Annotated in this window: 10 protein-coding genes; 5 read left to right on the plus strand and 5 right to left on the minus strand. The window is 71.6% G+C overall.

Features of this window, described 5'->3' with window-relative positions; all coding sequences use genetic code 11:
• Positions 1-40: 40 nt before the first annotated feature.
• From ACIA8F_RS12325 to ACIA8F_RS12335, 3 genes are all read left to right on the plus strand, one after another.
• On the plus strand, positions 41-2,086 hold the full coding sequence (locus tag ACIA8F_RS12325; protein ID WP_399378231.1) for a SpoIIE family protein phosphatase: 2,046 nt from the start codon (positions 41-43) through the stop codon (positions 2,084-2,086).
• 450 nt (positions 2,087-2,536) lie between these two features.
• The gene (locus tag ACIA8F_RS12330; protein ID WP_399378232.1) at positions 2,537-3,283 is read left to right on the plus strand and encodes a CAP domain-containing protein; all 747 of its coding nucleotides are present in this window, start codon (positions 2,537-2,539) and stop codon (positions 3,281-3,283) included.
• A gap of 397 nt (positions 3,284-3,680) precedes the next feature.
• The gene (locus ACIA8F_RS12335; protein WP_399378233.1) at positions 3,681-4,340 is read left to right on the plus strand and encodes a transcriptional regulator; all 660 of its coding nucleotides are present in this window, start codon (positions 3,681-3,683) and stop codon (positions 4,338-4,340) included.
• 95 nt (positions 4,341-4,435) lie between these two features.
• Here ACIA8F_RS12335 and ACIA8F_RS12340 read toward each other — a convergent pair whose 3' ends face one another.
• Entirely contained in the window at positions 4,436-5,893 is a 1,458-nt protein-coding gene (locus tag ACIA8F_RS12340; RefSeq protein WP_399378234.1) for a nucleobase:cation symporter-2 family protein, read from the minus strand.
• A gap of 381 nt (positions 5,894-6,274) precedes the next feature.
• Between ACIA8F_RS12340 and ACIA8F_RS12345 the strand changes: the two genes are divergently transcribed.
• On the plus strand, positions 6,275-6,925 hold the full coding sequence (locus tag ACIA8F_RS12345; protein WP_399378235.1) for a hypothetical protein: 651 nt from the start codon (positions 6,275-6,277) through the stop codon (positions 6,923-6,925).
• A gap of 51 nt (positions 6,926-6,976) precedes the next feature.
• Here the strand turns inward: ACIA8F_RS12345 and ACIA8F_RS12350 are convergent, their stop codons facing one another.
• Both ACIA8F_RS12350 and ACIA8F_RS12355 read right to left on the minus strand, forming a co-directional pair.
• On the minus strand, positions 6,977-7,357 hold the full coding sequence (locus ACIA8F_RS12350; protein ID WP_399378236.1) for an ester cyclase: 381 nt from the start codon (positions 7,355-7,357) through the stop codon (positions 6,977-6,979).
• 314 nt (positions 7,358-7,671) lie between these two features.
• A complete protein-coding gene (locus ACIA8F_RS12355) occupies positions 7,672-9,507 on the minus strand; it encodes an RICIN domain-containing protein (RefSeq protein WP_399378237.1) in 1,836 nt (611 codons plus the stop codon).
• Positions 9,508-9,691: 184 nt separating this feature from the next.
• On the opposite strand from ACIA8F_RS12355, the gene ligA reads away from it, so the two are divergent.
• On the plus strand, positions 9,692-11,758 hold the full coding sequence (ligA, locus tag ACIA8F_RS12360; protein ID WP_399378238.1) for an NAD-dependent DNA ligase LigA: 2,067 nt from the start codon (positions 9,692-9,694) through the stop codon (positions 11,756-11,758).
• 31 nt (positions 11,759-11,789) lie between these two features.
• Here the strand turns inward: ligA and ACIA8F_RS12365 are convergent, their stop codons facing one another.
• The gene (locus ACIA8F_RS12365) at positions 11,790-12,962 is read right to left on the minus strand and encodes a zinc-binding dehydrogenase (RefSeq protein ID WP_399378239.1); all 1,173 of its coding nucleotides are present in this window, start codon (positions 12,960-12,962) and stop codon (positions 11,790-11,792) included.
• Entirely contained in the window at positions 12,959-14,497 is a 1,539-nt protein-coding gene (locus ACIA8F_RS12370) for a flavin-containing monooxygenase (RefSeq protein ID WP_399378240.1), read from the minus strand. The genes ACIA8F_RS12365 and ACIA8F_RS12370 overlap by 4 nt, the downstream gene beginning before the upstream one ends.
• Between the last annotated feature and the right edge of the window lie 13 nt (positions 14,498-14,510).

The following is a 14,510-nucleotide window of genomic DNA, read 5'->3' on the forward strand; positions in this document are numbered from 1 at the left end:
GACATGCGCGAACCGGAGCATCGTGCCTAGGCGGACCTCGGTGCCCGCCGGCCCCGTCAGCCAGACGGCAGCGGTCGTCCTGGACGACGCGGGCGTGGTCCTCGCGCGGTCGCAAGGGGCCGCGACGCTGCTGGACTGCTCGCCGGGCCGGACCTGTGCCCCCTTGCTGGCCGTGCTGCCGCCACCCGGAACGGACGGACTGCCGGCCGGACAGCTGGTGACCGTTCCGGACGGCGATGACGCGGACCGAACGGTCACGCTGGCCTGTACCGTCGTACGGCTCGCCGCCCGCAGGCCCGGTGCCTCCGGCGCCGAGGCGCAGTGGCTGGTCCTGGTCACCCCCTCGGAGACCGGGGCGCAGGCGGCCGAGCGCGATGCGTCGCGACGCCGCAAGGGTCTGTCCCACGCCGCCGCGGCGGGCATCGGCACCTCCCTGGACGTGACCGAGATGGCAGAGACCCTCGTGAACCTGCTCGTCCCCGATTTCGCCGACCTGGCGACCGTCGACATCGCCGAACAGGTGCTGGTGGGCGACGAGCCCCCGCACCTCGACACCAGCGGCGACGTGCGCCTGCGCCGGATCGCCGCCGCGCAGAGTCCGGAGATATCCGCGGAGAGGCTCCTGGCCGTGGGCGAGGCGCTTCCCCCGGTGGCGGACAGTGAGCTGATGCGGCCCCTCATGGAGGGTGTGCCCGTGCTGGTGCCGGACGTCGCCGTCCTGCACGCGAAGCTCGGCGTGGCTCCGGAGAGCCTGCCGCTGTTCGTTCCGAGCGGGGCGCACTCCTCCGTGGCGGTGCCGCTCTACGCACGTGGTCTGATCCTCGGCTGCGTCACCGTCTGGCGCAGCCAACTGCCCTCCGCCTTCGCCGAGGAGGACGCCGCCCTGCTGCAGGACGTCGTCTCCCGGGCGGCCCTGGGCGTGGACAACGCGCGCCGCTACACCAAGGAACACCGGTCCGTACTGGCCCTGCAGCGAAGCCTGCTGCCGCGCTCGGCCCTGGACTCCGCCGCCGCGGAAACGGTGGGCGTCTACCAGCCGGCGGGCGCCGGGCTGGGAGTGGGCGGGGACTGGTTCGACGTGATCCCCCTGCCGTCCTTGCGCGTCGCGTTCGTGGTCGGCGATGTCGTCGGCCACGGGCTCGATGCCACGGCGGCCATGGCGCGCCTGCGGACCGCGGTGCAGACCCTCGCCGACCTCGATCTGGATCCGGGCGAGCTCCTCACGCACCTGGACGACCTGGTCCTCGGCCTCTCCGGCGAGGAGCCGGCCGGCGCATCCCGCTCCGAGACGGCGGTGCTCGGCGCGACCTGCCTGTACGCCGTCTACGACCCGGTGACGAGGAAGTGCGCGGCGGCCACGGCCGGACATCCGCCGCCGGCCGTGATCGCGCCCAGTGCGCAGCCGGTCTTCGTCGGCACGGTGCCGGGACCGCCCCTGGGCATCGGCGGAATGCCCTTCGAGGTAACGGAGTTCGACGTACGGCCCGGAAGTACGCTTGCGTTCTTCACGGACGGCCTCGTCGAGAGCCGCGGCGGCGACATCGGAGAGGGGATGGAGAGGCTGAGGGACGCACTCACCGGCGCGGACTCGACCCGGAGCCTGGGCGAGATCGGCCAGGGCGTCTTCGACAGCATGCTGCCGCAGGAGACCTCCGACGACGTCGCCCTGCTGCTGGCGCGCCCGCATGTCCTCTCGTCCGATCAGGTCGCCGAGTGGGAGTTTGAAGCGGATCTGTCCCTCGTCGCGCAAGCCCGCGAGCTGGTTGTCGGCCAGCTGGCCGGCTGGGAACTGGACGCCCTCAGCTTCGTGACGGAGCTCGTCGCCAGCGAACTGGTCACCAACGCGATCCGCTACGCCGGGGGACCGGTCGGGCTCCGGCTGATCCGCGACCGCGACCGCGTGCTCGTCTGCGAGGTGTCCGATCCCAGTGGCACGCAGCCGCGCCTGCGGCGCGCACGGGAGTCGGACGAGGGCGGGCGCGGTCTGTTCCTCGTGGCCCAGCTCACCGACCGGTGGGGCTGCCGGTTCACCAGTACCGGGAAGACGATCTGGACGGAGCAGCCGATCGGCGGGCCCCTCGACTAGCTTCCCCCGGCGGCGGCACCCCCGGAGCCCAGGATGCCGGTGGCGCAGACCTCCGTGTCCGGTTCCTCCTCCGGGTCATGACATGCGTCACGGTGGGCAGGCTGCTCCACCCGCCCTCGTAACGTGTTCTTGCGCCTGCATATGTCACCGTATGTGCCTGTTTAGCGATGACATGCCGTACTCCAGCAGGAGCGGAATCCACTGCTCCCCTTTCCTGGCCCCCAACGAGGCCGACGGGGCCGGTTTCTGATGGCGGGCCCGGCCGGTACCGGTCCGTCCGCGACGGGGAATGCACGATCTTGGGGTGGTTTCAAGCGGGCTTCCGGGCGGCCTGAGCGGCCGAGGGGCGCAGGCTTGCCAGGTCGACGGGGGGCTTCTAAGAATGGCGATTCCTCCGGCGCCTTCGCGGTCCGGCGCCGGGAGCTTCGCGATCACCGAGTGAGGTCCCGCATGAAGAAGCACCGTAAACAGACCCGCCACAGGAAGGTGGTCGTCGCCGTCGGGGCACTGGCCCTCGTGGCGATACCCACCACGGCCATGGCCTGCCTCGACCCGCAGGCGGCCGGCCCGGTGCGCTCCGGCGCGGCCGAACAGGGCGCTCCTCCCTGGTACGGCGATTCCCCTGGCGCCCCCGTCGAGATCGCCGCGCCCCCGGCCGCCCAAGCACCGGTCGCCGAGCCTCCGGTCGCCGAGCCCCCGGCAGCCGAGCCCCCGGTCATGGAGGCGCCGGTCGTCCAGCCTCCGGCCGCCGAGCCCCCGGTCGCCGAGCCCCCGGCCGAGCCGGCCCCGACCCCCGCGCCCTCGGGTTCCGCGGCGCCCTCCGGTGCGGCGGCCGAGGTCCTCGCGCTCGTCAACCAGGAGCGCGCCGCGGCCGGTTGTTCCGCCCTGACCGTCAACGCGCAGCTCGCGAAGGCCGCGCAGGATCACAGCGAGGACATGGCCGCCCACTCCACGATGTCCCACACCGGCTCCGACGGATCGGACCCGGGCCAGCGGATCACCCGTGCCGGGTACCAGTGGCGTACGTACGCGGAGAACGTCGCGTACGGCTACGACACCGCCGCCAAGGTGATGGACGGCTGGATGAACAGCCCGGGCCACAAGCGGAACATCCTCGACTGCAACGTCAAGGAGATCGGCATCGGCCTCGCACAGCCCGGCCACTACTGGACGCAGGACTTCGGCGCCACCCGCTGATCTGCCGTCCCGCGCTCCATGGACCCCCGCCGGCCGGCCATCACCGGGCCGGCGGGGGTCGGGGCCGTGGAGGACGCCAGGGGCTGCTCCCGCGACGCATGCAGCCCCTTCCCGCCGCAGACGGGCAGCCCCGCGTGCCCGCCCGCCATTCCGCATGACAGCTGTGGACTCGATGGTCATCTCCTTGTGGCCCGGCATCGCCTTTGAATTAAAGGAGATGGGGCGGTTATTGCCTTCCTAATGTCTGTTAGTGTGCCCGCGCTTGGTGTTCGTCCATCATTCCGTTTCCCCTCGCGCGCGGAGCGTCCGAGGGTTCTTGCGAGGTGTCTTGTACGTGTACAGCGCTCCGTTTTCCCCGGTCGAGGCCAGATCCGCGCGAGCCCGGATGGGGCTGACCGTGACGCAGGTGGCGGCCTCCATGGCGTCCTGTGGCACCCCGGTCGACCCCGAGCTGGTCCTGGCGTGGGAGCGGGGCTCCCGCGCGCCGTCCGACCGGCATCTCTTCGCGCTGGCCGATGTGTTGTGGTGCGACACGGTGACCCTCATGGGTACGGTGCCGGAGACGCTCGTCGAGTTCCGGCTGGCACGGCGGCTCGGCGTGGAGGGGCTGGCGCAGCGCCTGGGCATGGACCCGGAGGAGTACCGCGAGGCCGAGTCGGTGCGGCAGTGGCACGGGGATGCCCGGCAGACGCGGGTTCTGGTGGAGGCCCTGGGGCTGTCCCTGCGCAGACTGACCGGGATCACCGGCCGGGACGCCGAGTTGGAGGAGCATCTGCGGACGGCCATCGACGGACGGTGGAAGGCTCATGTCGATCCGGTGGTGGAGATCGTCGCCGTGGACGCGACGAGCGTGGGTGATGCACTGCGGACGATGCACGCGGAGTTCTCCGAGTTCTCCGAGCGGTACATGGGCAACCTCGTGGCCCGCAACGACGACTCCCGGCTCAAGGAGATCGCGGCGGAGCGCGCGGCGTACCTGCGCCGACTGCCGGACCGGTTCTGGGAGTTGATCGGCGAGGAGACCGGGTCCCCGTCGTACCCCGGTGCGGAAGGCTGACCCGGAAGGCGGCCTACGGGGCGCTCGCGCGCCGCGACAGCGGTCCGGCAGGCGGGGGATCCGCTCCGCTCCGGACCGCTGCCGCGGTCAGCCGGTCAGTGGGCGAATGCGCCACCGGCCGGCCGGGCGGTGCCGGTGTCCTCCACCTCGTCCCAGTCGATGTCCATCGTGCTGCGGCCGGTGAAGACGTTGAACACCAGGTTCAGGGCGATGGCCGTGAGGGCGCCCAGGGTGATCCCGCTGTCGAGCACGGCCCGGACGCTGTCCGGCATCCGGTCGAAGAACGGCGCCACCGTGGTGGGCAGCAGTGCCGCGCCGAGACTGACGGCCAGGATCAGGGTGTTCCGCTCCTCGCGCAGATCGGCCTTCCCCAGGATCTGCACGCCGACCGCGGCGACGATCCCGAACATGGACACCGCCGCGCCGCCCAGTACCGGGTGCGGGATGGAGGCGACCAGACTGCCGGCCTTCGGCAGCAGCCCGAGGGCGATCATGAACACGCCGGCTGCCGCCACTACGTAGCGGCTCATGATCCTGGACATCCGGACCAGGCCGATGTTCTCCGCGAACGCCACGTAGGGGAACGAGTTGAGGATGCCGCCGAGGACCGTGGCCACGCCGTCGGCACGCAGGGCGCGCGCGATGGTGTCGGCGTCGACCCGCTTGCGGGTGATCTCCCCGATGGCGTACACGTCCCCGGTGGTCTCCACCATCGTGATCAGCATGACGACGAGCATCGCGATGATCGGGAACAGCTCGAACCGGGGCATGCCGTAGTGGAACGGCGTGGTGACCCCGAACCAGTCCGCCTGGTCCACCACGCCGAGGTCGACGTCGCCGCAGACCCACGCGACCGTCGTGCCCGCCACGAGCCCGAGCAGGACGGCGAGGCTGCTCAGGAGCGGCTTGCCGACCCGGACGAGGGCCAGGATGAAGAGCAGCGTACCGAGCGCGTACGCGAGGTTCTTCGGGGATCCGTACGCGGGTGTGCCGATGAGGTGCGCGCCGCCGGCCGCGTCCTGGAGGGCCACGGGTATCAGGGTGATGCCGATGATGGTGAGGACGGTGCCGATGACGACCGGCGGGAAGTACTTCACCAGCTTGCTGAAGAGCGGGGCGAACAGGAACGTGGCGATGCCCGCCGTGATCACCGCCCCGTAGACGACGAGCAGGCCCGCGGTCCCGCCGCCCGCCCCCGTGCCGATGGCGATCATGGGGGAGACCGCGGTGAAGGTCACGCCTTGGACCAGCGGCAGCCGGGCGCCGATCTTCCAGACCCCGAGGGCCTGGATGATCGAGGCCACGCCGCAGGTCAGCAGGTCCGCGTTGATGAGGTGGACGAGCTCCTGGCGGGAGAGTCCGAGCGCGTTTCCGAGCAGGACCGGGACGATGACGGCCGCGGCGTAGAACGCCAGCACGTGCTGGAATCCGTACAGGGCGAGCCGGGGGACGGGAAGCAGCTCGTCGACGGGATGCGTCTGCCGCCGGGAGGCGGGCTCCCGGGAGTGCGGCCGGGAGTGCGGCCGGGAGGACTGCCGGGACTGTCGGGGCATTCTTGCCATCTCTGCCTTGCCTTCGCGAGGTAGGTGAATGAGAAAGACCGCCGCCCTCCAGCCCCGGATGGCAGGGCGAGGGCAGGCCGGCTCGCACGGAGCCGACGCCGGACGGTGTTGCCGACAGCACGTCACTCTGCATGCAGATGTGCCCTGAGTTGACAGGGCGGCCTTCGATCGATGGAACGGATCCGTCATTGATCATTGGATCCGAAGGGTTTCCGACCGGAGGGCGCTCACCATAGCCAAAGGCGGGGTTTCCTCGCGAGTAACCGGAGCCTTGCCTCTCGTTTCGCCCGCCGGACCGCGCCCGACCGTGCCCGACGCGAGGCTCCCGGCCGGGGCCCGGGGCCTCGTCCGGCCCGGCTAAGGTGGCGCCTCATGACTGACCACATCAGCCGGACCGGATTCGCGGGCAGGACCGTCCGCATACGTGTGGCCGGCGGGCTGCTGGCCTGTTCGGCGGTACTGCTGGCGGGCTGTACGGGTGGGGGCGATCCGGCGGGCAAGGCGGCGGCCACTCCGGGAGCGTCGCAGGCCGCGTCCGCCTCGTCCTCGCCCTCGTCCCCGGCCTCGCCGACGCCCTCGCTGACGGAGCCCGGCTCTGCGCCGTTCCCGGGGCCCGGAGCCGACGTGCTCATGGCCAAGATCGCCGGGCGGTGGGGCATGGAGGTCCAGCGGCAGGGCCGCTACGGACAGGGGCCGTTGGAGGCGAAGCGGGTCCTGCCGGAGGGCTACACGCTCTGGGTGCGGACGACCGGAGACGACGCGGGCAGGACGCACCGCGTCGAGTGCATGGTCCTGAACTCGACCTCCTCGAAGGCCGCGGCCACCCTGGCGGAGTGCGCGGACATCGCGCTGGACGGAAAGGCGAGCGCGCGGCAGAAGGAGTGGATCTCCGCCCAACTCGCCGTCGCCGACGAGCCGGACGGGCCGAAGGAGGCCGCCGATGTCCTCACCGAGAACGGCTTCGCCATGAGGCTCGTCGCGCGGATCACCGGGAACATCCTGACCATCACCGTCGCCGCGTAGCCGTACCCGCCGAGGGTCTCGCCGTCGGCGGGGTGGCTGGCGGGGCGGGTATCAGAACATGCCGTTGGGGTTGGCGGACCGGGCCGGTACGTCCTGGATGACGTCCCAGTGCTCGACGACCTTGCCGTCCTCCAGGCGGAAGTAGTCGGCAAGGGCGCGGCCGGGCTCGCCGGGTTCGAGGATCAGGTGGGAGTGGGTGACGACCATGTCGCCTTCGGCGATGACGCGCTTGATGTCCAGGCGCAGGTCCGGGTACTCGCCGCGCAGCCAGGTGACGAAGCCGATGAACGCCTCCGGACCGTCGGCCGCGTCCGGGTTGTGCTGGACGTAGCGGTCGCCGAAGTGGTCCTCGACCGCCTTCTGGGGGTTGCCGCCGAAGGCCGTCTGGTAGTAGTCGACGACGATCTGCTTGTTGCGCTCGATGTCAGACATGAAAAAAGCTCCGGTTCCCGGGATGGTGGATTCCCGGAGTGCGGAGCCTTGAACGTGAAGGGCAAGAGCACGCGGCAATGACCGGGAATCCAGGATTTCTCTACTGGATGCGCCCACGCGTCGACAGGGGCGGCCGGGCAGGCTCGCCAACGCTGGTCTTGCTTTCTCTTGCCGTCCCGCACGGGGACGTACGCCAGGATCTGCCGCCATCCGGCGGTGATCTCCTGTCGCACGCTCCACGTTACCCCCGCGGCATGAGACGGGCATGCCGCGAAGGTCCCCCGTCAGGGAGCCGAACGTCCTGCGGCCCGCGCCTACCCGGCCGACCCCGCGGCGGTGAGGGTGAGCGTCTGCTCTGCCGGGGTACGGGCGCCGCCGACCGTGCCTCCCGTGGTGTCGGTCCAGGCGCGGGTGGGGGTGGTCTCGGCGAGGCGGCCGGTCACGCCCGAGAGGCCGATGACGAGTCCGCTGTAGCGGTTCACCAGCCGGTAGGTGCCGGTGGGCCGGCCGTCGGACGTGGTGTTCGGGATGACGAACCACTGCTGCCCCACTGTGGGCCCGCCCTGCGGAGCCTTCGTGACCATGGGCTTGGCCGCCCAGGCGCGCCCCGCGTTCGACTTGGCGTCGACACCGAGGAGTTGACGGGTGGCGGCGTTGGCGATGCGGTAGGAGCCGTCGCCGTTGGGAGTGAACACCCACTGCCCGAGGGTCGATCCGCCGGTGGAGGGGAGGGACGTGGTCGCCGTACCGCCCTGGACCTGGGCGAGGCGGCGGCCGGTGCCGGCGGTGATCGTGTAGGCCTTGCCCGGGTCGACGACCGCGGCGGGAGCGGTCGTGTCGATCACCGTGTCGTAGTACTCGCCGTCGGCGCCCCCGGAGCAGAAGAAGGAACAGTACGACCGGAACTTCCTGCCGACGATGGTGGAGCCCGTCTTGTTCACCGAGTCCAGGACCCAGCGGTACCAGGAGCCGGTGCGGTACGCGCCCGAGTCCCCGGCGAGGCGCCACTTCTGGGTGGCGAGGTCGTCCGTGACGTAGAACCGCTGGGGTTCGCTGCCGTCCTGGTCGACCGCCTCGGGCTGGCCCACGTACATCCCGAGGTAGGCGCTGTAGGCGATGTTCATGGTCAACAGATCGGACTTGGCGGGGAGTTCGCCCGCGGCCTGCTGTTCCTGGACGGTGCCGGGAGTCGACGGGTCGTAGTCCTTCGCCACCGGGGTGTACCCCGTGGTGTGGGTGGCGTCGACGGGCTCCATGTTGCTCTCCAGGCCGCCCTGTCCGGGCTGGGACCAGGAGCCGTCGTACCACTTCTGCCACGAACCGGGCGCCATCTTCCCCGACATGGGGGCGCGGGCGACGTGCGCCCGGCTGCCGGCGGTCCAGGAGCCGGGGACGCCGCCCTTCGGGATGACGCGGGAGTTGTAGTAGACGTAGAAGTAGCCGGAGGCGGTGTCCACGAACAGGCGGGCGTCGCCGTTGCCGTAGTGGTACGTCTCGTGCGGGAAGGCCGCGGTGTCACCCCGGAGCGTGCTGTAGGGCGAGGTGAGCACGTGGTCCTTGATGGTCCAGGTCCTGCCCTGGTTCCTGGACACGGCGTAGTCGATCGCGTCGTAGTGCAGGCCGTCGCCGAAGGGGCCCGGGGTGAACTCGTTGTGGACCAGCCCGTACCAGTCGCCGGTGTCGGGATCCACCCACACGCCCATCAGGTCGCAGTAGTTCTTCTGCGCGTAGTGGGAGGTGTCCGGCGCGTACGTGGCCTCGCGGCCGGTCGGGCTGTTGTTGCAGCGCCAAGTGGTGTCGTCGTTGCGGTCGTTCGCGTTCGCCGGATCGGCCGCGGTGCTCAGCGCGGCGGAGCGGGTGGCGGAGTCGAAGTCCTTGCCGGTGTAGAAGGTCCACTTGCGGGGATCGTTCGCCGCGTACAAGGCGTGCGCCGACTGGTAGTAGAACGCGCCGTTCTTGTCGATGTACGTGGCGGCCGGGGTGTCGTCGGGGTGGGTCCACGGACCCTTCGCGCCGATGGACACGGTGTACGTGGCGGCGGGGGACCGGTCCGACCGGGCCGACGCCGGTGCGGTGGCCAGGGTGCCGAACAGGACCGAGACCGCGGCGGCGAGCGCGATGGCGGTCCTCGTCCCGGGAGGGGCTGACACGGGTACTCCTCTCTCCTCGCAACAGTCACGACAGTCACGACAGTCACGACAGTCACGACAGTCACGACAGTCACAACAGCGGGCCAATTAATTTGAATAGAAGCCGAATTAATCGACGGCTGTCAAGGATCGTCACCGAGATCGCCGAGCTCCGTTGTCAGTGCCCCGGGAGAGGATTCCCTCCATGACGATCCTTTCCGCCGATGAGGCGCCGTTCAGCCTGTCCAGCCGCCCCGACTACGCCGCCGCGCTCCAGCAGTTGCGCGAAGCCTCCCGGGCGTACTACGGGGGCGAGAGCGGCCTGCTCGACGACGCCGCGTACGACCGGTTGCGGCGGTCCGTGCTCGCCTGGGAGGCGGAGCACCCGGACGAGGTCGCCCAGGATTCCCCGACCGGCCTGGTCGGGGACGGCGCCGCCCCCGTCGGCGACATCGCGCACACCACCCGGCTGCTCAGCCTCGACAACGTCTTCGACGCCGACGGCCTGATCGCCTGGGGGGCTTCGCTCCAGCGCCGCCTGGGCCGCGAACTCGCGGGCGGGTTCACCGTCGAGCCGAAGATGGACGGTGCGGCCGTGGCCGCGCGGTACCGCGACGGGCGCCTGGTGCAGATCATCACCCGCGGCGACGGCACGCACGGCGAGGACGTCAGCCACGTCATCGGCACCATGGACGGCCTCCCGGAGCAGCTGCCGTTTCCCGCCACCTTCGAAGTGCGCGGCGAAGTCCTCTTCACGCAGCAGCAGTTCGAGACCGCGAACGAAGTCCGGACCGCGCACGGCGCGCCGGTCTTCGCCAACCCGCGCAACGGCACCGCCGGCACCCTGCGGGCGAAGGACCGGCCGTACCGGCTGGCCATGACGTTCTGGGCGTACGGGGCGGTCGAGCTCGACGGGGTTGCCCTCGCACCCGCCGGGGCCACGCACGCCGAGGTCCTGGCCGCCGTGGCCCGGGCGGGCGTGGGGACCACGGCCGACACGCCCGCCGGGCTCCACGTGGTCGCCACCCTCGCCGAGGCGCAGCAAAAGGTCGACGAGATCGCCGCCATGCGCCCCGGCCTGCCCTTCGGCATCGACGGGGTCGTGATCAAGGCGAACGACGCGGCCGAGCAGGCCGCGGCCGGGTACGGGAGCAGATTCCCGTACTGGGCCATCGCCTTCAAACTGCCGGCCGTCGAACGGCAGACCGTGCTCAGGGACGTGGTCTGGGAGGTCGGCCGCACCGGCGTGCTCGCCCCGACGGCGATCCTCGACCCGGTGGACCTCGACGGATCCACGGTCACGCGGGCCACCCTGCACAACCCCGCCGACATCCGCCGCCGCGACCTCCACCTCGGCGACACCGTGACGGTCTACAAGGCGGGCGACATCATCCCGCGCGTCCAGGCCGCCGTCCCGGGCCTGCGCCCGGACGGCGCGCGCGAGGTGCCGCTGCCCACCGCCTGCCCGCAGTGCGGGGGAGGAATCAACAAGGACCAGGAGCGCTGGCGCTGCGCGCGGGGGACGGCATGCGCGCTGCCCGCGCTGATCGAGTACGCCGCCGGCCGCGACATGCTCGACATCGACGGCCTGGGCAGGACGTACGTCAAGGCCCTGATCGAGTCGGGCGACGTCGCCGACGTCGCCGACCTGTTCACCCTCACCGAGGAGCAGCTCACCGCCGCCTCGGGGAGCGCCAGGCGCGGGGCCAAGCTGGCCGCGCAGATCGAGGCGGCCAAGTCCCGGCCGCTCAGCCGGATCTTCTGCTCGCTGGGCGTCCTCGGCACCGGCCGCAGCATGTCCCGGCGCATCGCCGCGTACTTCGGGACGATGGACGCCATCCGCCGGGCCGACGCCGAACGGATGCAGGAGGTCGACGGCATCGGCGGGGAGAAGGCCCCGGTCATCGTCGAACAGGTCGCCTCCCTTTCCGCGGTCATCGACAAGCTGGTGGCGGCCGGGGTGAACATGCGGGAGCCGCAGCAGCCGGAAGCGACCCGGGAGGGCCCGCTGGCCGGGAAGACCGTCGTCGTCACCGGCAAGATGAGCGGCCCGCTGGCGGGCGCGGGCCGCACGGAGGTGAACGCCCTGATCGAGAAGGCCGGGGGCACGGCGGGCAGCAGCGTCAACTCCAGGACCACCCACCTGGTCTGCGCTCCCTCCGCGAGCGGGAAGCCGAGCTCCAAGGCCGTCAAGGCCACGGAGCTCGGCGTCACGGTCCTCACCCCGGAGGCCTTCGCCGAGCTCGTCGCCGACTACCTGACCGGGAGCTGACGGCCGACGGTCCCCTGTGCGGGCGCCGCCGTCACGGTGCCAGGATGCGGTCCGTGGCGAGCGCGGGGTCGATGAGGATCTTGGCGTGCTCCTCGGGATCGGCGAGCGCGGCGAACGCGCCCGCGACGCCCGCCAGCCCCACCCGTCCGGTCAGGAGCGGGGAGGCGTCCAGGGCGCCGTCGGCGAGTGCGTGCAGGGTTTCGCGGAACTCCAGAGGGGTGTACCCGACGGCGAAGCGCAGGTCGAGCTCCTTGTTCACCGCGAGGGAGGGGCGGAGGATGTCGGCGCCCATGCAGACACCGACGACGACCACGCGCGCGTGCAGGGGCGCGGCGGCCAGGATGCCGTCGAGCATGCCGGGTACGCCGACGCACTCGAACACCACGGGACGCTTGGGCCGGGTCGCACCCATCACCTGCAGGGCGCGCCAGGAGGCCCACCACGGCACCGGGAGCCGGGCCAGGCCCTCGAGGGCGTCGATGCCCGCGTTGTACTCGTCGGGCAGGGTGGTCATGAAGCCGTGTCCGGCGGCGGCGCCTTCCCAGGGCGAGGCGACGGCCGGATCGACCACGACGTCGGCTCCGCACCGTGTCGCCAGCGCCCGGCGCCCCGCCGAGTAGTCGCTCGCGATCACGGTCGCGACCCCGCGGGCCTTGAGCACGGAGACCACCGCGAGGCCCACCGGGCCGCAGCCCAGGACGATCGCGACGTCCTTGCGCCGCACCTCCCCCCGGTTCACTGCGTGCCAGGCGACGGCCATCGGCTCGGTGAGGGCCGCGAGGTCGGCGGGGAGGCCGTTGGGGACGGGCAGGGTCAAGGACTCCTGGACGACGACGAGTTCGGCGAAGCCGCCCGGGGCGTGCGCGGACAGGCCGACACCGTCGACCTGCCGGCCGCGCCGCACCAGGGGGACGGTGACGACCGGTGTGCCGGACGCGAGGGTGCCCGCGCACCACGGGCCGCGGTCGGCCACCTCGCCGTAGATCTCGTGCCCGAGCACCACCTGCTGGGCGGAGCGGGCATAGCGGGGGTAGCCGCACAGGTCGAGGGAGTCGGCCAGCTCGTCGGCGTGCAGCCGGCTGTGCAGGTCGGAGCCGCAGATCCCGCACCGCCCGACCGAGACCAGCAGCTGGCCCGCTCCGGGCCTCGGCTCGGGCAGGTCGACGACCTCCAGCCGCCCCCGGGTCAGGCTCACGGCCCTCATGAGGGGTCCTTGCTCTCGGCGCCCGCGGCCGGCCGGGGCGCCGGTGCGGGGGACCCCGTGGGGGATCCCGCGACGGGCCCCGTGGCGAGGTGGTAGGCCCCGGGCTTCCAGCGGGCCGCCTGGCGGCGGTACCTGAAGGTCCAGTCGGGATAGATGGTGGCGTTGCGCCCGTTGGCGTCCCGGTAGAAGCTCCGGCAACCGCCGAGCTCCCACACCGACTTCGCCAGCTTGCGGTCGAGGCCGGCGTTGTAGGCGTCGTGGGTCCGCCGGTCCACCTCGATGGACGTCGCGCCGGAGAGGTCGAGCGCGCGGACGGCGTTCTTCACGTGCTCCGCCTGGGCCTCGATCATGTAGACCATGGAGCTGTGGCCCAGGCCGGAGTTGGGTCCGAGGAACATGAAGAAGTTCGGGAAGCCGGGGACGGAGACCCCCAGGTACGCGCGCGGAGAGCCCGCCCAGACCGCGCTCAGCAGCTCGCCGTCCCGGCCGCGCACCTGCTCGGCGAAGGGGATGTCGGTGACGTGGAAGCCGGTGCCGAAGATGATGGTGTCCACCTGCCTCTCGACCCCGTCCGCGTCGATCACGCTGTGCTCGCGGACCTCCCGCAGCGCCCGGGGAACGAGCTCGACGTTCTCCTTCTGCAGGGCGGGATACCAGGTGTTGGACGGCACGATGCGTTTGCAGCCCAGGGTGAAATCGGGCGTCAGGGCCCGCCGCAGGGCCGGGTCCGCAACCTGCTGTGCCAGGTGCCGCCGTGCCAGGCCTTCGATCAGGCGCATCAGCCGGGGACGCTTGGCGAGGCCGAGCACCAGCAGCTCCTTGGCCGCGTACGCCTTGACGCGCTCGGCCCGCTGCCGGCCGGGCCGGGCCCGGAACCGTTCGCGCTCGGCCTCGGTGATCGCCCGCTTGTCGTGCGGGGTGATCCAGGGGGCGGTGCGCTGGAACACGTACAGCCTGCCGACCCGGTCGGCTATCTCGGGGACGTACTGGACGGCCGAGGCTCCCGTGCCGATCGACGCGACGCGTTCGCCGGCGAGCTCGTGGGCGTGGTCCCACCGCGCCGAATGCATGATCGTGCCGCGGAACCGGTCGATGCCCGGCACGTCGGGGAGCTTCGGTTCCGTGAGCGGGCCCACCGCGCTCACGAGGACCTGCGCCGTCCACGGGCCGTCGCTGGTCTCCACGTGCCAGAGCTGGTCCTGCTCGTCCCACCGCGCCTCCTGCACCTCCACGCCGGTGCGCAGGTGCGGCCGCAGCCTGAACCGGTCGAGGCAGCGCCCGAGGTAGTCGCGGATCTCCGGCTGCGGGGAGTACGTCGAGGTCCAGTCCGGGTTGGGCGCGAAGGAGAACGAGTACAGGTGGGAGGGTACGTCGCACCGGCAGCCGGGATAGGTGTTGGACTGCCAGACGCCGCCGGGCTCGGGGGCCCGTTCGAAGAGGAGGAAGTCGGAGAACCGTGACGCGAGCAGCGCCCGCCCGAGTCCGATTCCGGAGAAGCCGCTGCCGACGATGAGGACCCGGACGTGCTGGATCACGGAGGCCGTCCCT

Origin of the sequence: Streptomyces sp. NPDC051563, assembly GCF_044454225.1 — a bacterium.
In the GTDB taxonomy this organism is placed as follows: Bacteria; Actinomycetota; Actinomycetes; order Streptomycetales; family Streptomycetaceae; genus Streptomyces.